The following is an 18467-nucleotide window of genomic DNA, read 5'->3' on the forward strand; positions in this document are numbered from 1 at the left end:
GCGGTCACGTTGGCATGGAATTCGCAGGCACACTATGCAAAGGGGGAAGACCAATTGCGCAACAGAGCCGTCGCCAGCGCGCACCTCGAGTGCCAGCCCGTGTGGGTCGCTGCATGCCGCGTCGGCAGGTTCGACCGCGCGCGCAGCGTGGCGAAGCGCCTGCTGGCCGGGACCCTGCTGGCGTGCGCGTCGTTCACGGTCTCGGCGCAGGTGCCCGACCCGGTCGACGATCCGCCCTTGAGCCTGGAGATGTACGGCCTCGATGAAGGCCTATCGCAGCTCACGGTCTCGGCGATGAGCGGCGACGACCAGGGCTTCTTGTGGGTGGCCACCCAGGATGGTCTGAACCGCTTCGACGGCCACCGGTTCCGTGCCTACCGCAACGCACCCGACCAGCCGGTCGGTGGCGCGAATCTGGTCAGCAGCAGTATCGACAGCCTGGCATTCGAGCCGGCGCGCACGCGCATGTGGCTGGGCACGAACGATGTGGGCCTGGAAGTGGTGCACCTGCCGACGTGGACGCAGCGTCGGCTCGACGTCGCCGACGGGCTGTCGCACGCCCGCGTGGCGCGCATCCTGCTCGACCCCGCGGGCGGTGCGTGGCTGGGCACCGAGGCAGGCGTGGACCATGTGGATGCCGAGATCCGCAGCGTGCGGACGCTGGGAGCGACCGGGGAGATCATCGGGCTGGTGTGGTCGGCGGCGCGCGGTCGGCCGATCGCGCTCGATGCGAGGTGCAGGCTGTGGTCGGTCGAGGCCGACAGGCTGGTCCTGCTGCCGACGCTGCCTGCCGCGCGGCGTTGCGTGTCGTTGCAGGCCGGTCGGGAAGGTCTGTGGGTGCTCGCTGCCGATGCCGGCCTGTTCCGGCTGGATACGGCAGGCCGCGTGCAGCGGCACTGGTCATTGGCCACGCTCGGCGTGGCACCGGCCGACGCGACCGCGATGATCCGGCTCGACGACGGGCGCGTGCTGACCGGCTACGGCAACGGCGCGGTGGTGCAGCTCGCTCCCGGCAGCGAACGACCGCGACGCCTGCGTTTCGACAATCCGCCGCGCAGTGCGATCACCAGTTTCCATCAGGGCGCGACGGGCGCGTGGTGGATCGGCACCTACACGTCCGGCCTGTACCGCGTGCGGCCGCTGGCCTCGGTGATCCGCTACGACGGCGCCGGCGTCGGCGCGATGGCCGACTGGGACAGCCACAGCATCCGCGCGATCCGCCGCGACGGCGCGCGCATGTTGATCGGCACCGACAGCGGCCTGCGGATGCGCGACGACCCGCGGGCCGCCTGGCGCGCGGTGCCGGGTCTGGTGGACATGTCGGTCCGCGCGATCGAACCGGCGCGCGACGGCGGCTGGTGGATCGGCACCCAGGTCGGACTGCGCAGGCTGCACGCCGATGGTCGCGTCGAGCGCTTCGACGGCCTGCGCGATGCGCGCATCGATGCACTGCTGGTCGAAGACGACATGCTGTGGGTGGGCACGCGCAGCGGCGTGCAGCGCCTGCTCGACGGCCGTTTCGACCCCGACCCGCGCTTCGCGCCGCTGGCCGGCACCATGATCACGGTGCTGTATCGCGACAGCGACGGCAGCTTGTGGATCGGCACCAACTCGCGCGGGTTGTGGCGTCTGCACGACGACGTGCTCGCCCAGGTCGCGCCATCCGGCGCGGGCATGCACCGTTCGGTGTGGGCCATCCACGGCGATGCGGACGCGATCTGGGTCGGTGCGTTCGCCGCCGGCCTCTACCGTATCGACCGCGCGACCGGCATGTCGTCGGTGCTGACCGAGCGCGACGGCCTGACCAACAACGTCGTCTACCGGATCCTGACCGACGCCGGGGGGCGCCTGTGGCTGAGCACCAATCTCGGCCTGAGTGTCTATGACCCCGGGACCGGCATCGTGCAGAACCTCGGCCGTCGCGACGGTCTGCGCAACCAGGAATACAACAGCGGCTCGGCCTTTGCCGGCAGTGACGGCCTGCTGTACTTCGGCGGCACGATGGGCGTGGACGTGATCGCGCCGATGCAGCTGCCGCGGCGCAGCGCACCCGCGCATCCGGTGCTGACCAGCCTGCAGTTGCTCAGCCGCCAGTCCGACAGCGACGCGCGCAGCAGCACCGAGACCGACATCGTCTACAGCACCGGCATCGACCTGGACGACGAGGACAGCGTCTTCACGATCGGCATGACGGCGATCGATTTCCTCGCCCCGGCCGCCGCGCAGTTGCGCTACCGCGTCGACGGCCTGCATACCGGCTGGATCTATCCGCACCAGGCGCGCACCGAGTTCTCGCTCAATCATCTGCCGGCGGGCCGCTACCGGCTGGAAGTGCAGGCTGCGGGACGCGACGGCCAGTTCGGCGAATCGCGCGTGCTGAAGATCGTGATGCCCCCGCCGCCGTGGCGGCATCCGCTGGCCTACGCGCTCTATGCGCTGATTGCGGTGCTGCTGGTGGCCTATTACGTGCGCCGCACGCGGCGCGCCGTGCAACGTGCACGCGAACGCGCGGAGTTGCTCGACCGTACCGTCGCCGAGCGTACCGCGCAGCTGGAACATGCCAACCGCCAGCTGCAGCAGAGCAATGCGCAACTGGATGTAGCCACACGCCTTGATCCACTGACCCAGGTGCCCAACCGCCGCGAACTTCAGGCATGGCTGGCCCGCGAAGCGGTGCGTGCACCGGGCCGGCGCGGCTCGGACGCGCTGTTTTTCTTCATGCTCGACATCGATGCCTTCAAACGCATCAACGACCGGCACGGCCATCAGGCCGGCGACGAAGCGCTGGTGCAGTTCGCTGGACGCATGCAGGCGCTGACCCGCGACGGCGACCTGCTGCTGCGCTGGGGCGGCGAAGAATTCATGCTGGTCGCGCGCCTCGACGACGCCGACGCTGCGGCCGGTCTGGCCGAACGCATGCGCAGCACCATCGCCGATACCCCGATCGCGCTCGCCCATGGCGCCACCCTGCGCATGACCTGTTCGATCGGGTTCGCGCCCTGGCCGTTCTCGTCGGCATGGCCGACGCTCGGCGACTGGCAGCAGACCATCGCGCTTGCCGACCGCTGCCTCTACGCCGCAAAGGACGCCGGCCGCGATGCGTGGGTGGGGCTGGTACCCGGTCTGGATGCGGATCGTCCGCAACTGCAGGCACTGCTGTCGGGCGCGGACCCGGTGATGCTGGGCGATGCGGTGCGGCTGCTGCATTCGACGGCCATGCCGCCGCGTTTCGAACGGTGAGGCAAACGCCTGGACGGGTTTCGCGTTGCGCGATCCGGTTGCGCATGCAGGCGCGCGCTTGCGCGCGATGGGCGTCACGGGGAACGCCATTTCGCGCGCAGGCGCGCGGCTGCATGTGACGCGTGGCCCGGTGGCTACAGCTGATCGATCCGGATCCGGTTGGCGAACAGCGAGAACGCCAGCATCCCGGCGAGCCCGCCGGTGCGCTCCATCCACGGCGGCAACCAGCGCGGGGCTGCGAGCGTGCCGTCGTCGAACAGCGGCGCAAGACGGCGCACGTCGTCGAGCGTCATCTTGCCGGCGAACAGGTGCCGGCACAGCGGCAGGCGATGCGCGGCCAGAGCCTGGCGGAAGAAGGTGTGCACGTCGATCAGCCCGCGCAGATACACCGCATCCTTGGTGAACGCATGGCCGCCGCCGAGCGGCACGCCACGGAACACGCGCTGCGCGGAGGCGAAGCTTTCCGCAGCCGGTTGTCCTGCCTCGTGGAAGTAGTCGAAGACCTGCAGAAAATCCGCACCGTCCAGCGCCCGCGCAATCGCTTCGATGCGCAGGCTCACGCGTTTCATCCGGCCGATGTCGATGCTGCCGGTAATCTGTTCGGCGAGCACGGCCAGCCCCTCCTGCGTACAGGTGGTCCGCGGCGAGGACATCGCGAGACTCGGCAACACCGCCTGCTCGCGGCCGTTGAGCGCGGTCAGCGAATGCACGAAGGCTTCGTGCTGCAGCAGCTGACCGCGGTCGTGGATCGAGTAGCGCGCGTCACTGCGCAGACGCAATCGATACGCGCCGGCCGCGGCCTTGGCGATCATGCCCGGATCGAGCTCGACCGCGACCACGCGCGTGCCGAAGTACGCGTCCAGATCGCCCTGCAACTGCGCCTGCAGAGTGGGCGCGTCGATCGTCGGATGTTCGACATCGGCGAGCAGGCCGGGATCGAGTTCGTCGGCGATGTGGATGAAATGCCGCGCGGCATCGCAGGTCGTCAGCGCGCCGCCGGGCAGGGCCGCATCGGGCCGGCCGTAGAGCGCGATCGCGTGGCCGCTGGCCGCCGCGGTGCCGAGCGATTCGAGCAGCTGCGCGGTCGCATCCCAGGCGCGGGTGGATTCGATGAGGTAGACGCCGAGCGGATGGTCGCGATCGGCATCGCTTGCGATGGAAGCGAGTGCGCGGCGGGTGTCGGTGAAATCCAGAACGGGATACGCGATCTCCGGCATCTCGCGCCGCCCGGCGGCGAACGCGGACAGGAACCGGTGCTGCGACTCGGGTGGCCAGCTCGCGAGACTCAGTACACGGAGCCCGCGCGCGGCGGCGACCATGCGCGCATCGAGCGCAGCGTGATGGGCGATGGCGTCGGGCATCGACGACTCCGGCGGGCGGTGCGGTCACGCTAGCGGATTGGGGCGGGGACTCAAAGCGGTGGACGGGCGGCGCGCCACTGCGCTGTGGATCGGGCGGGCTTGCGGTGGGTTGCCCGTGACCGGCTGCCCTCACCCCAACCCCTCTCCCGGAGGGAGAGGGGCTCGGAGTACGCGAGCGCCTGCTTCTTGAGCCCCTCTCCCCCTGGGAGAGGGGTTGGGGTGAGGGATGACGGTCGCAGCGATGTTTAAAAGAGCGAGACCCCAAGACGCTCCTGATTGAGCCCCTACTCCTCCAGCGTCCAGTCCGACCCACGCTTCGCCGGTTTCACCCCCGGACGCCCGCCCGTCTTCGCCGCCGGCTTGCCGGACGGCCGGCTTTCCACCTTCTGGGCCATACGCGTCGCGAGCTGACCCGCCGCGCCGGCGAGTTCGTCGCGCAGTTTCAGATAGCTGCCCAGGCGCCCCGGATCGAGCGTGCCCGCGTCGACCGCCTCCCACACCGCGCAGCCCGGCTCGTCGCCGTGCGTGCAGTCGCGGAACCGGCATTGCGCGGCGATGGCTTCGACATCGGCGAATCCGCCGCCCGACAGATCCTCCTCGCCGGTCGGCTTGAGTTCGCGCATGCCGGGCGTGTCGATCAGGCAGGCGCCCGATGGCAGTGGAATCAGTGCGCGATGCGTGGTGGTGTGGCGGCCGCGGTCGTCGGTCTCGCGCACCGCGGCGGTCTTCATGCGCTCGGTGCCGAGCAGGCTGTTGGTCAGCGTGGATTTGCCCGCGCCCGAACTGCCGACCAGCACCGCGGTCATGCCCGGCCCGAGCCAGCGGTGCAGCACCGCGGCGCTGCCCGGGTCACGCGCGTTCACCGGCACCACGGCGACGCCGAGCCCGGCGATTTCGGTCAATGCGGCCACGGCGGCGGCGATGTCGGCCTCGGGCTTGTCGGCCTTGGTCAGCACGATCACCGGCGTGCCACCGCCCTGCACCAGCAGCAGGTAGCGCTCGATGCGGCGCGGATTGAAGTCGGCATCCAGCCCGCAGACCACCAGCACGGTGTCGATGTTCGCCGCGATCAGCTGCTGCTTGTAATGCTCGCCGGCCGCGGCGCGCTTGATCGCACTGCGCCGGGGCAGCATCGCGACGATGCGCTTGCCGTCCTCGACCAGCACCCAGTCACCGACTGCGGCGCGGTCCTCCGGCGCGATCGTGCCCTTGCGGTAGCCGCTGCGGCGCAGCCAGTCAGGCAGGGATTCGACCGCGATCGCCTCGCCGGGTGCGCTGGCGACGAGATACCCGGAGCGGTGCTGCTCGACCACCCGCATCGGCAGCGCCTGCGGATGTTCGGCCATCGCGTCGCCCCAGGCGCCCGAGGGGGCGCCGTCGAAGGGCCAGCCGATCGCGCGCAGCGCGAGGTCGGCGGCGGTCGGGTCGGCGGGGTTCAAGCGCAGTGTCGGGCGATCGTCATGCGGCGGATTCTACGGGCGCCGGCCCCGCGCGCGTGAGCCGGACATCTGCGCCACTCATCGGCCCGGGCCGCATTCACCCGGTGTTTCCGCTAGCATCGGGCGACATTCCCGCGCCGAGCGCCGCTGATGTCAGCCCCTCTGAAGACCCGTGAACGCCTGACCGAAGTCCGGTACGAAATCCGTGGCGAGCTCGCGCGGCGTGCGCGGGAACTCGAAGGCCAGGGCCGCACGCTGATCAAGCTCAATATCGGCAACCCCGGCGCGTTCGGGTTCCGTGCGCCGGATCATCTGCAGCGGGCGATCGCCGAGCGCATCCACGACACCGATCCCTATACCCATCAGCAGGGCCTGCCGGCTGCGCGCGAGACGATCGCCGCATTCCATGCCGCGCGCGGCACGCAGGACGTCTCGGCCGAGCGTGTGTTCGTCGGCAACGGGGTCAGCGAGCTGATCGACATCGCCCTGCGTGCGCTGCTCAATCCCGGCGACGAAGTGCTGGTGCCCTCGCCCGACTATCCGCTGTGGTCGGCGGCGACGATCCTCAATGACGGGCGGCCGGTGTTCTACCAGTGCAAGGCGGGCAACGGCTTCCTGCCCGATCCCGACGAACTCGAAGCGCTGGTGTCGCCGCGCACGCGCGCGATCGTGCTGATCAATCCGAACAACCCGACCGGCGCGGTGTATCCGCGTGCGCTGCTCGAGCGCATCGTGGCGATCGCCGCCAAACATGATTTGCTGCTGCTGTGCGACGAGATCTACGACGGCATCACCTACGACGATGCGCCGTTCGAACCGATCGCGCCGATCGCAGGCCCCGTGCCCTGCGTGTCCTTCGGCGGCCTGTCGAAGGTGCACCGCGCCTGCGGCTGGCGCGTGGGCTGGGCGGTGCTGTCGGGCAACGAGGCGCGCAGCCGCGATTTCCGCAATGCGATGGATCTGCTCGGTGCGCTGCGCCTGTGCGCGAACGTGCCGGGGCAGTTCGCGATCGAGGCCGCCCTGACCGGCGTCGACACGATCAGCGCCCTGTGTGCGCCCGGCGGCCGTCTGCACGAGGCGCGCCGCGCGGTGATCGAAGCCTGCGACTCGAGCCCTTACCTGCAACTCGTCGCGCCGGCCGGTGCGCTGTACGCGTTCCCCGGCATCGCGGAAGAATTCACCCAGGGCTTCGACGACCACGCGTTCGCGCTGGAACTGATGGAAGCCGAAGGCGTGCTGGTGGTGCCGGGCAACAGCTTCAACGTGCCCTACCGCAACCATTTCCGCGTGACCCTGCTGCCCGAACCCGCGCAGCTGCGCGAGGTCTTCGCGCGCATCCATCGCGTGCTGGAAAGGCAGATCACCGACGTCCGCAAGGTCGTGCCGCTGGCCAAGCGCCAGATGCGCGTGGCCGGATGACCGCGCCGCGCCGCTATCTCGCGCTGGGCGACAGCTACACGATCGGCGAAGGTATCTCCGCCGAGGACCGCTGGCCGGTGCAACTGGCCGATGCCCTGCGCAGCGAAGGCATCGCGCTCGACGCGCCCGAGATCATCGCGACCACCGGCTGGACGACCGACGAACTCGACGCGGCGATCGACGCCGCGGCGCCGGTCGGCCCCTTCGATCTGGTGAGCCTGCTGATCGGCGTCAACGACCAGTACCGCAGCCGCGACGTGTCGGAGTACACGCCCGCGTTCGAGGCCTTGCTGCAGCGCGCGATCGGCTTCGCCGGCGGCGATGCAGCGCGCGTCTTCGTACTCGCGATTCCCGATTGGGGCGTGACCCCGTTCGGCGCACATTCCGGCCGCGACGTGGCCGCGATCGCGCGCGAGCTCGATGCGTACAACGCCGCGGCCGCGGCGATCTGCGCCGCACGCGGTGTCGCGTTCGTCGATATCGCGGCGGTCAGTCGTGCGCATGGCGGCGAGGCGGAGATGCTCGCCGACGACGGCCTGCATCCGTCGGCTGCACTGCATACCGAATGGATGCAGCTGGCGCTGCCGGTCGCGCGCGGCTTATTGTCGCGGGCATGACTGCGACCACTTCCGACACCACACCCCTGTCCACCGCCCCGTATCCGCGCGAGGACGCCCGCAACATCGCGCGCGCGTTCCTGCCGAAACACGTGCTGGGCAACCGCTACGACTACTACTACACGCTGACCAAGCTGCGCACCGATCCGCTGTATCCGGGCGTGCTGCAGGCACTGCGCCCGACCTCCGCACCGGTGCTCGATCTGGGCTGCGGCCTCGGCCTGCTCGCGCACGCACTGCGCGCCGATGGACAATCATTGCCGTTCACCGGCGTCGACATCGACGCGGCCAAGATCCGCCGCGGCCGCGAAGTCGCCGCACGCGCGGGCCTGGCCGACGTGCAGCTCGACGTGCTCGATCTCGGCGTCGGCCTGCCCGCGCACCAGGGCAGCGTGGCGATTCTCGACGTGCTGCAGTACCTGTCGCCCGATCGCCAGCGCGAGCTGCTCGACAACGTGATCGCGATGCTGGTGCCGGGCGCGCGCCTGGTGATCCGCAGCGGTCTCGCCGACGACACGCCGCGCAGCCGCACCACGCGCATCACCGATCGTCTCGCCAACTTCGCCGGCTGGATGCAGGAACGCGCGAAGAGTTACCCGACCGCCGACGGCCTGCGCGGCCAGCTCGAGGGCGCGGGCCTGCAGACGACGCTGCGCCCGCTCTACGGCGACACGCCGTTCAACAACTGGCTGATCACCGGCACCCGCACGTGACCGCCCGCGACGGCCTGCCGCACGCGCCGATGCTGGCGCTCGACGATCCGTCGTGGACCGCGCTGCGATGCGCCTACGGCGATGCGCGCGGCATTCCGGCGCTGCTGGCCCAGCTCGACGGCGCGCATGAAGACGGCTGGCAGAGCGAACCCTGGAATGCCTTGTGGTCGGCGCTGTGCCACCAGGGCACCGTGTACAGCGCCTCGTTCGCCGCGGTGCCGCACATCGTGGCGCTGCTCGCCGAGGCGCCGGAGCGCGCGACGTCGAGCCATTTCGTGCTGCCGGCCAGCATCGAACTGGCGCGCGCGGCGCACGATGCGGACATTCCCGAACACCTGATCGACGGTTACGTCACCGCGCTGGCACGACTGCCGCTGCTGGCGGGCCTCGTCGCGGCGCCCGACTGGAGCGAGCTGATGTGCATCGCCGCCCTGGCCGCGACCGCCGCGGCGACCGGACAGCATGCGGTGGCCGAACTGCTGCTCGAAGCCGACGATATCGACGCGACGCTGGCGTGGTTGCGCGCGGAGTAAGCCGGGTTTCGCGTTGAGCGATGACGTGTGCGAATGCTCCGCGACGGTTTTCGCTGCGCTCTGGCCATCCTACGCAGCCATCTTCGATCCGTCGGCAGTGCGCGCGCAGCCCAACCCCTGAGGGAGAGGGGCTCGATCCGCACGATGCGGTATTCGTAGGATGGATAGAGCGCAGCGAAACCCATCCAGCATTGCAGACTGCTTCGCCTGATCGTCAGAGATGATCAGGCAATACCGCCCGCAGACCCTTCGCCCGCATCCGCGCGAGCACACCCTCGACCATCGCGACATTGCGGCCGTGCTTCGCACCTTCGTGCAGCAGGACGATCGCGCCGGGTGCGAGGTCGGCGTCGATCCGCGTGACCACGTCATCGACATCCGCCTTCACCGCATCGAACCCGCGCGCAGTCCAGCCGACGCGCGCCAGTCCTGCTGCATGCAGCGGTGCATGCACGAATGGATTGGTATGACCGACCACGGAGCGGAACCACACCGGTGCATGCCCGGTGACGCCGGTCAATGTGCGCTGGCAGTCGAGAATCTCCCGCCGCATCCGCGCCGGACCGAGCGCCCAGAACATCGCCTGCGGATGGGTCTGGCTGTGGTTGCCGATGCCGTGGCCGCGGGCGGCAATCTCGTGCACCAGATCGGGCCGCGCGGTCGCGCGTTCGCCGACGAGGAAGAACGTCGCTTTCGCATCGTGCGCATCGAGCAGCTCGAGCAACGCGCGGGTGTCATCGGACGGGCCGTCGTCGATCGTCAGCCACACGCCGTCGCCCGGCAGCCGCGTCAGCACAGGGCCGTAGAGCCGCGACGCCGGCGCCAGCACGCCCCACAGGCACACCGCATGGCTGGCCAGCAGCAGCGGCAGGCCGAGCGCCCAGCCGAACTGCCACCAGAGCAGCGCGATCAGCACCTGCGAGGCGATCAGCAGCGGCAGCCACAGCTGTGGACGACGGGGCGGGCTGTGCACGGACATGGCGCGCATGATGCCATCGCCGTCGGCGCGCAACGCGGCGTTCCGGGCGCACACACCGCAGCATCAGGCTTGCATCAGCGACCGCGCGGTACCATGTGGATCGTTCCCGCACCCCGGATGCCTGCCATGTCCCTCGACCCCGCCCTCCGCACCCGCATCGACACCCTGCTGCAGGGCAACCGGGCCGTGTTGTTCATGAAGGGCTCGCCGACGACCCCGCAATGCGGCTTCTCCGCCAAGGCGATCTCCGCGCTGGACGCGGTGGGCATCGAATACACGACCGTCAATGTGCTCGAGGACGGCGAGATCCGCGAAGGCATCAAGGTCTATGGCGACTGGCCGACGATTCCGCAGCTCTATGTCGACGGCGAACTCGTCGGCGGCAGCGACATCATCGAGCAGATGGTCGGCAGCGGTGAGCTGCACGGCCTGTTTGGTGTCGCCCCGCCCGACCGCACGCCGCCGTCGATCTCGATCACCCCGGCCGCGCGCGAGATGATCGCCAAGGCCGTCGGCGATGCCGGTGGCGACTACGTGCTGCAGGTCGACATCGACGGCAACTTCCGCACCCGTCTGCAGCTCGCGCCGCGCAGCGCGTCGGCGATCATCGCCCAGGCCGACGGCATCGACGTGCAGTTCGACCTCGCCGGCGCCCGCCGCGCCGAGGGGATGACGATCGACTTCGCCGACGACATCCGCGGTCGCGGCCTGGTGATCGACAACCCGAACGCGCCCAGGCCCGTGCAGGAGATCAGCCCGGCCGATGCCAACGACCGCCTCGCGGCCGGCACGCTGACCCTCGTCGACGTCCGCCCGCCGGACGAGCGCGCCACCGCCAGCGTCGCGCGTCCGTTCGAGGTCCTCGACGGCGACGCGATCACCCGCCTGCAGCAGCTGCCCAAGGACACGCCGCTGGCGTTCCTGTGCCACCACGGTGGCCGCAGCCAGCAGGCCGCCGAGCATTTCCGCAACCAGGGTTTCACGCAGGTCTACAACGTCGTCGGCGGCATCGATGCCTGGAGCGACAGCGTGGACGGCGGCGTGCCGAAGTACTGAGTCCGCGCCGCATGCAGCGCACACGGGCAACCCCGTCCGCAGGATGGTGGAATGGCGTTCCGTCCGCGGTGTGTCGCTCACGCATGCGCAGTCGCATCGTGGGGAGAAGGCAGTGCGGTGTTCCGGCTGCGCGCGGCGCGCGCGAGGACCGCAAGACTTTCCAGCGACTGTCAGGCGCCGGCCACGGCCTGCGGCGGATGGAAAGCATGTCATGGCGCAGACCAGCTGAATCACGCACCGCGCGGGCGAGCGCGCCTCAAGTGATGGGCGAGACTGCCGATAGGACATTGTCCGCATCCGGGCGCAGGCGGCGCACCCGCGCCGCCGCCCACTTCTGGGAACTCAATGCCCACACCGACCGTTCCAGACGCCACTGCGCGCGTGCGTGACACGCCGGGCGGCGGCGCCATGGGCGCGATCGATTCCGAGGCGCTGGTGGCGTTGTTCTCCGGCGCGAACGATCCCTTGCAACTGCTGTCGGCCTTCGCCGACGGCGTGGCCGGTCTGCATGACGAGCTCGGTGGGCTCGGCCGCTACCTGCAGTCGGCCCGCCGTGCGGAGGACTGGCCGGCCTATGGGCGCGCCATGCGCCAGCTCATCGACAAGTACATCCGCACCGTCGAGCTGGAAGCGCCGCCGCCGTCCGATGCCCGGCTCCTGCGGCTGCGCGATCTGCTGCAGCATGCCGTCGGCAGCGGGCTGGTCGCGTTGCTGCGCAAGGAACCTGCGCTGGCCAATGAAGCGACCGCGCTGGCGGAGGCATTGGGCAAGTGGACGCCAAGCCAGGACCTCGGCACGCTCTCCTGGACGCTGACCGACCTGTGCACCCGCATCGACGAGCACGCCGAGGATGCCGAAGAGCACTTCTCGCTGCTGCTCGGCCTGTTCGATCTGCTGCTGGAAAACATCGGCGAACTGCTGGACGAGAAGAGCTGGCTGCATGGCCAGATCGGCCAGATCCGCGGGCTGCTTTCAGGGCCGATGAGCCGCTCGGCGATCGAGGATGCGCGCAACGAGCTGCGTCAGATGCTCTACCGGCAGACGCTGCTCAAGAGCGGCATCGAAGAGTCGCGCACCGCGTTGCGCACGATGATGGGCACCTTCGTCGAGAACCTCGACGGCATGGCCGCGGAGACAGGCGAGTACCAGGACCGCCTGGCCGGCCATGCAAGCCGGATCCGCGAGGCGCGCAGCATCGCCGAGCTCAACGGACTGCTCGATACCGTGCTCGAGGACACCGGGCGCATCCAGGCCCGTGCACTCCGCGCGCGCGATGACCTGGTGGAAGCACGGCGCGAGCTCGAGGAGAGCGAACAACGTCTTGCCCAGATGGAGCAGAAACTCAGCGACGCCGCCGGACTCGCCCGCGAGGACGAACTGACCGGCTGCCTGAACCGCCGGGGCTTCGACGAGGCCTTCGCACGCGAGGCCGCGCGCGCGCGCCTGGACCGGCCGCTGTGCATGACGCTCGTCGACCTTGATGATTTCCGTCGCCTCAACGCGGTCCATGGCCATCTCGGCGGGGATGCCGCGCTGCGCCACTTCGTCGACATCACGCGCTTGACCCTGCGCGACGACGATGTCATCGGGCGCTTCGGGGGCGAGGAGTTCGTGATCCTGATGCCGGCCACGACGCTGCCGCACGCCGTTGCCGCGATGGTGCGGCTGCGCAGCGTGCTCTCCCACCGCCCGCTCGTCTACGAAACGACCCGGATCGCGGTCTCGTTCAGCGCTGGTGTCGCCCTGCGGCGCGCCTCCGAATCCTTCGAATCGCTGCTCAAGCGCGCCGACCAGGCGATGTACCGGGCCAAGCGCGCAGGCAAGGATCGCACCATGGCGGCCATGACCTAGGCAGGCGTGCTTCGGTCCGGCGGCGGTCGGATCGTGCCGTGCGCGCGACCCGCTACACTCCGGCGTCCGCAACGAAGGGAACCGCATGCTGCCGGGCTGGGTACTGCTGCTGGTGTCGCTGGGCTATGCCGCATTGCTGTTCGCGGTGGCCTGGTACGGCGACCGGCGCCCGCTGTCCCCGGAGCGGCCCTGGCTGCGCACGGCGGTCTACAGCCTGGGCATGGCGGTGTACTGCTCGTCGTGGACGTTCTACGGCGCGGTCGGCAGCGCCGCGCGGCAGGGGCTGGGCTATCTGCCGATCTATCTCGGGCCGCTACTGCTGCTGCTGTTCGGCTGGCGCATCCTCGAACGGCTGGCATTGATCGCGCAGTCGCAGAACACGGTGTCGATCGCCGACTTCATCGCCTCGCGCTACGGCCGCTCGCAGCGGCTGGCGGCGATGGTCGCGGTGATCGCGCTGGTCGCCGCCGTGCCGTATCTGGCGCTGCAGTACAAGGCGGTCGCGATCAGTCTCGGTGTGCTCGGCGGGCCGGACGATCCGGTCACCCCGTTCGGCGACCCGGCGTTCTACGTCGCCGCGCTGATGGCGCTGTTCGCGATCCTGTTCGGCACGCGCCAGGTCGACGCCACCGAGCATCGCCCCGGCATGATGCTGGCGGTTGCGCTGGAATCGCTGGTCAAGCTGGTCGCACTGGTCGCGGTGGGCGTGTTCGCGATCGCGTGGTTCGACAGCAACGACCTCAAGCTGGTCGAGGCGACGCAGGCGCTGGTCAAGGATGCGCCGCCGAGCAGTTTCGTCGCGCAGTGCCTGCTCGCATTCGCGGCCCTGATCTGCCTGCCGCGCCAGTTCCACGTGGCGATCGTCGAGTGCGGCGACGTGCGCGACATCCGCCGTGCGCGCTGGCTGTTCGGTGGGTACCTGGTGATCATCTGCGTGATGGTGCTGCCGATCGCCAGCGCGGGTGTCGCGCTGTTCGGGCGCGACGGGCCGGTGGCGCCGGACAGCTTCGTGCTGGCGCTGCCGATGGCGATGAACGCCGATTCGCTGGCGCTGTTCGCCTACATCGGCGGCTTCTCGGCGGCGACCGGCATGGTCATCGTGTCCTCGGTCGCGCTGGCGACGATGGTCAGCAACGATCTCGTGATGCCGCTGCTGCTGCGCCGCGGCTATGCGGAGCGTCACGGCGGCAACGTCGCGCGCACGGTGCTGTGGATCCGCCGGATCGCGATCGTCTGCCTGGCGGCGATCGCTTACGGTTATTACAGCGTCAGCGGCACCGACACCACGCTCGCATCGTTCGGCCTGATGGCCTTCGTCGCGGTCGCGCAGTTCGCGCCTGCGCTGATCGGTGGCCTGTACTGGCGCGGGGCGAGCCGGCGCGGTGTCGAGGTCGGCCTGCTGATCGGCTTCGGCGTGTGGACCTACACGCTGCTGCTGCCGTCGTTGACCCAGTCGGGCTGGCTCGATCCGCAATGGCTGACGGCGGGCCCGTTCGGCATCGACTGGCTGCGTCCGCACGCGCTGTTCGGCCTCGCCGGCTGGGATCCGCTGACCCACGGCACGTTCTGGTCGCTGCTGCTCAACGTCGGCGCGCTGCTGCTGGTGTCGGCGCGCTGGCGCCCCACCCTCGACGAGCGCCTGCGCGCGGCGCCGTTCCTCGATCCCTATGCCGAACGCCGCACGTTCGCGTCCGAGGACTGGAGCGGCACCGTCGGCATTCCCGATCTGCTGACATTGACCGGGCGCATCGTCGGCGAACGCACCGCGCGCGCGGCGTTCGACGAACACGCCCAGGTGCAAGGCAAGCCGCTCGCGCTCAATGCGCCTGCCGACCGCACCTGGCTGCAGTTCACCGAGCGCCAGCTCGCGGCAGCGGTGGGTGCGTCGTCGGCGCGCCTGCTGATGACCAGCGCGCTCAAGGGCTCGGGCATGGAGGTCGACGAGGTCGTCGCGATGCTCGACGAGGCCGGCCAGGAGTTGCGCTTCAACCGCGAAGTGCTGTCGTCGACGCTGGAGAACATCGACCATGGCGTGAGCGTGGTCGACCGCACGATGCGGCTGGTCGCGTGGAACCGCAGCTACCAGCGGCTGTTCGGCTATCCCGACAACATGCTCTACGTCGGCCGCCCGGTCGCCGACCTGATCCGCTACAACGCCGAACGTGGCGAACTCGGCCCGCGCGATGTGATCGACATCGATACCGAGATCGACAAGCGCATCGCCTACATGCGCGCCGGTTCGCCGCACGTGTCCGAGCGCGTGCTCGGCAACGGCCAGGTCATCGAGCTGCGCGGTCAGCCGTTGCCCGGCGGCGGCTACGCGACCAGCTACAGCGATGTCACCGACTACAAGCGCGTGGAACGCGAACTGCGCGACATCAACGAGACGCTGGAGCAGCGCGTCGCCGATCGCACGCGCGAGGCCGAGGCCGCGCAGGAGTCGCGTTCGCGCTTCCTCACCGCGGTCAGCCACGACGTGCTGCAGCCGCTCAACGCCGCGCGCCTGTTCACCTCGGCGCTGCGTGAAACCCAGGACGGCGCGGAACAGAAACATCTCGCCGAGCGCGTCGACACCTCGCTGCGCGCGGCCGAGGAACTGCTCGACGGTCTGCTCGACGTCTCGCGCCTCGATGCCGGCGCGCTGAAACCCGAGATCGTCGATCTCGACGTGTCCGAACTGATGCGCCAGCTCGCCGGCCAGTACGCGCCGATGGCCAAGGCACGCAAGCTCGACATCCGCCTGCACGCGCTGCCGATCGCGGTGCGCAGCGATCGCCGGTTGCTGCGCCGCGTGCTGCAGAACTTCCTCGCCAACGCGCTGCGCTATACCCGCACCGGACGCATCGTGCTCTCGGCGCGCCGCCGCGGCGACCAGGTCGCCCTGCAGGTCTGGGACACGGGGCCGGGGATTCCCGAGCACCATATGAGCCAGATCTACGACGAGTTCCATCGCTACGAGCAGAACTTCGACTGGGACGGCCGCGGCCTGGGGCTGGGCCTGTCGATCTGCCAGCGCATCTCGCGCCTGTTGGGCCACACGCTCGACGCGCGCTCCAGCGTCGGCCGCGGCAGCATGTTCTCGATCACCGTGCCGCGCAGCGTCATGGCGACATTGCCGCCCACCGCGACGCCCGCGCCGCTGCACGACGAATCCCTGCAGGGCCTGCGCGTGCTGTGCGTCGACAACGACGACGACATCCTCGCCGGCATGCGCGCCCTGCTGCGCCGCTGGGGCGTGGAGCCGCTGTGCGCGAAGACCATCGACGAAGCGATCGCCTGCATGGACGAATCGCCCGACGTGATGCTGGTCGACTACCACCTGCACGACCGGCTCGACGGGCTCGACACGCTGGATGCGCTGCGCGGCATCTCGCCCGATGTCCCCGGCGCGCTGCTCACCGCCGACGGCAGCGACACGCTCAAGCAGACCGCGCGCATCCGCGGCTATCGCGTGCTGACCAAGCCGGTGAAGCCGGCCTCGATGCGCGCCTTCCTCGGTGCCCAGCGCATGGCTGCGAACCGACGCGCAGGCGCCTGACGGGCTCGGTTGCCGTTGCGCCGCACGGCTGCACGCCACGCGGCGCATGCCGGCACACCGTTCGCGTCACATGTGGAGGCCTAGGATCGGACGCTCCTCCCTGCCCGGATACCGCCATGAGTTCCAACGAGAAGACCCCCAAGCCGCCCATGACCAGGCGCCGCCGCGTGTTCCTGTTCGGTGCCGTGGTGGCGATCGTGGTACTGCCGCTCGTCATCTACATGGTGGCGATCGGTATCGGTGGCGGCGTGGAGTAAGCGCATCGCAGACCGGCGACACCGGTTGCCGGGAGGTCGAGGCGCACACACGGACTGGAACCGGCACCGTCACAAACGGCGCGTGCCATGCATGCAGTCGGGTACCTCGACGTGGTGTCACCCCGCACGTACGTGCAGCGGCACCGCTTGCGGTGCCTGCTCGACACGCCGTAGATGCAGCGCCTCTCGCAGCTGCCCGTCGGCGCCGCACGGGGCCGAGATGCGGGCCACGCCACCGATCGCGTAGAGTGCGAGCGGGCGCCGCGCGCGTCCGATCCGCGACCCGTCGGCACAGACGGACGCCGGCCACGCGATAAGGGGGAGCACACATGCGCATTGGAATCGTCGTCGACTCGGCCTGCGACCTGCCGCCCGACTGGTTGGCCGCTCACGGCATCCATCTGCTGCCGGTCACGGTGAAGATCGGCGAGTCCCAATTCGTCGACCTGCGCGACGAACGCGCGACGCTGGATTTCATCGAAAGCCACGTCACCGGCCGCCACACCGCCGAAACCGCGGCGTTTCCCGCCGACAAGATCAAGGCGCTGTTCCTCGAGCAGCTGGTCATCGACTACGACCACGTGTTCTGCCTGACGGTCACGCGCAATCGCAGCCAGATCCACGACAACGCCACCCACGCCAGCTTCGCGATCCTCAACGAGTACAAGCCGATCCGTCTGCAGGCCGGCCGCACCACGCCGTTCGCGCTGCGCATCGTCGATTCGCAGCAGGTGTTCGCCGGCCAGGGCATCCTGCCGGTCGAGGCGGTGCGCCTGCGCGATGCGGGCGCGAGCGCGCCGGAGATCCGCAGCCGTTTGGAGTTCCTGGCCGAACGCAGTTACGCGTACATGGTGCCGCGCGATCTCGGCTACCTGCGCGCGCGCATCAAGCATCGCGGCGACCGCAGCGTCAGTCTGCTCGCGGCCCTCATCGGCGGCGCGCTCGACATCAAACCGGTGCTGTACTGCCATCGCGGCGATACCGGCCCGGTCGGCAAGATCCGCGGCTTCGAACCGGCTGCCGAAAAACTGTTCGCCTTCGCCGTCGAACGCGTACGTGCCGGCCTGCTCACGCCGACGCTGTGCCTGAGCTACGGTGGCGAGCTCGAGCAGATGCGCGCCCTGCCCGGCTATGCCGCGCTGGTCGCCGCCTGCGAGGAGCACCATGTCGAACGCTTCGAGACGGTGATGAGCCTCACCGGCATGGTCAACGTGGGCGCCGGTTCGCTGACGCTCGGCTTCGCGGCGCCGCCGCACGCGTTCGCGTAGCGCTGGACAGCTGCGCGACTGGCGCGACCGGGATCGTCCTGCGGATCGGACAACGCGGTGGCGTCGCGGCCTTTGCCCGTCATTCCCGCGCAGGCGCCCGTCATTCCCGCGTAGGCGGGAATCGCTTCGCCAGCGACCGTATGGCCGGTCATCCATGGACGTTCCCGGCCGTCAGGCCGGACTGCATCCATTGCGC

13 protein-coding genes are annotated in these 18467 nt (G+C 69.7%); 10 read left to right on the top strand and 3 right to left on the bottom strand.

The genetic code is table 11. The features are described from left to right. The first annotated feature begins 54 nt into the window (after nt 1-54). Nucleotides 55-3240, top strand: coding sequence for a diguanylate cyclase domain-containing protein (locus AC3IRM_RS15455; protein ID WP_489203971.1), 3186 nt, complete (start codon nt 55-57; stop codon nt 3238-3240). A gap of 134 nt (nt 3241-3374) precedes the next feature. Here AC3IRM_RS15455 and AC3IRM_RS15460 read toward each other — a convergent pair whose 3' ends face one another. Together AC3IRM_RS15460 and rsgA are read right to left on the bottom strand one after the other, a co-directional pair. After that, on the bottom strand, nt 3375-4601 hold the full coding sequence (locus tag AC3IRM_RS15460) for a peptidase MATCAP family protein (protein WP_489203972.1): 1227 nt from the start codon (nt 4599-4601) through the stop codon (nt 3375-3377). Nucleotides 4602-4885: 284 nt separating this feature from the next. Then, the gene (gene rsgA, locus AC3IRM_RS15465) at nt 4886-6040 is read right to left on the bottom strand and encodes a ribosome small subunit-dependent GTPase A (protein WP_489203973.1); all 1155 of its coding nucleotides are present in this window, start codon (nt 6038-6040) and stop codon (nt 4886-4888) included. A 150-nt stretch (nt 6041-6190) separates the two neighbouring features. Between rsgA and AC3IRM_RS15470 the strand changes: the two genes are divergently transcribed. Genes AC3IRM_RS15470 through AC3IRM_RS15485 form a run of 4 tightly spaced genes read left to right on the top strand, consistent with a single transcriptional unit; the run spans nt 6191 to nt 9322 of the window. Beyond that, complete coding sequence (locus tag AC3IRM_RS15470; protein ID WP_489203974.1) at nt 6191-7459, top strand: aminotransferase class I/II-fold pyridoxal phosphate-dependent enzyme; 1269 nt, start codon at nt 6191-6193, stop codon at nt 7457-7459. Beyond that, the gene (locus tag AC3IRM_RS15475) at nt 7456-8076 is read left to right on the top strand and encodes an SGNH/GDSL hydrolase family protein (RefSeq protein WP_489203975.1); all 621 of its coding nucleotides are present in this window, start codon (nt 7456-7458) and stop codon (nt 8074-8076) included. The genes AC3IRM_RS15470 and AC3IRM_RS15475 overlap by 4 nt, the downstream gene beginning before the upstream one ends. Further along, nucleotides 8073-8789, top strand: a complete 717-nt coding sequence (locus AC3IRM_RS15480) for a class I SAM-dependent methyltransferase (RefSeq protein ID WP_489203976.1) — start codon at nt 8073-8075, stop codon at nt 8787-8789. The genes AC3IRM_RS15475 and AC3IRM_RS15480 overlap by 4 nt, the downstream gene beginning before the upstream one ends. After that, complete coding sequence (locus tag AC3IRM_RS15485; protein WP_489203977.1) at nt 8786-9322, top strand: hypothetical protein; 537 nt, start codon at nt 8786-8788, stop codon at nt 9320-9322. The genes AC3IRM_RS15480 and AC3IRM_RS15485 overlap by 4 nt, the downstream gene beginning before the upstream one ends. A 214-nt stretch (nt 9323-9536) precedes the next feature. On the opposite strand, the gene AC3IRM_RS15490 is transcribed toward AC3IRM_RS15485, so the two are convergent. Next, entirely contained in the window at nt 9537-10301 is a 765-nt protein-coding gene (locus AC3IRM_RS15490) for a polysaccharide deacetylase family protein (protein WP_489203978.1), read from the bottom strand. Between the two features lie 126 nt (nt 10302-10427). Here AC3IRM_RS15490 and grxD point away from each other — a divergent pair, with 126 nt between their 5' ends. The 5 genes from grxD (at nt 10428) to AC3IRM_RS15515 (ending at nt 18271) form a co-directional block, all read left to right on the top strand. Continuing rightward, complete coding sequence (gene grxD / locus AC3IRM_RS15495) at nt 10428-11357, top strand: Grx4 family monothiol glutaredoxin (RefSeq protein ID WP_489203979.1); 930 nt, start codon at nt 10428-10430, stop codon at nt 11355-11357. A 345-nt stretch (nt 11358-11702) separates the two neighbouring features. Further along, the gene (locus AC3IRM_RS15500; RefSeq protein WP_489203980.1) at nt 11703-13208 is read left to right on the top strand and encodes a GGDEF domain-containing protein; all 1506 of its coding nucleotides are present in this window, start codon (nt 11703-11705) and stop codon (nt 13206-13208) included. An 85-nt stretch (nt 13209-13293) separates the two neighbouring features. After that, on the top strand, nt 13294-16746 hold the full coding sequence (locus tag AC3IRM_RS15505) for a hybrid sensor histidine kinase/response regulator (protein ID WP_489203981.1): 3453 nt from the start codon (nt 13294-13296) through the stop codon (nt 16744-16746). 116 nt (nt 16747-16862) lie between these two features. Then, nucleotides 16863-17003, top strand: coding sequence for a hypothetical protein (locus AC3IRM_RS15510; protein WP_489203982.1), 141 nt, complete (start codon nt 16863-16865; stop codon nt 17001-17003). Nucleotides 17004-17332: 329 nt separating this feature from the next. Then, nucleotides 17333-18271 carry a DegV family protein gene (locus tag AC3IRM_RS15515; protein ID WP_489203983.1) on the top strand — a complete coding sequence of 313 codons (939 nt, stop codon included), beginning with the start codon at nt 17333-17335 and terminating at the stop codon, nt 18269-18271. Nucleotides 18272-18467: the final 196 nt, after the last annotated feature.

This window comes from Luteimonas sp. KH_071 (genome assembly GCF_057838005.1).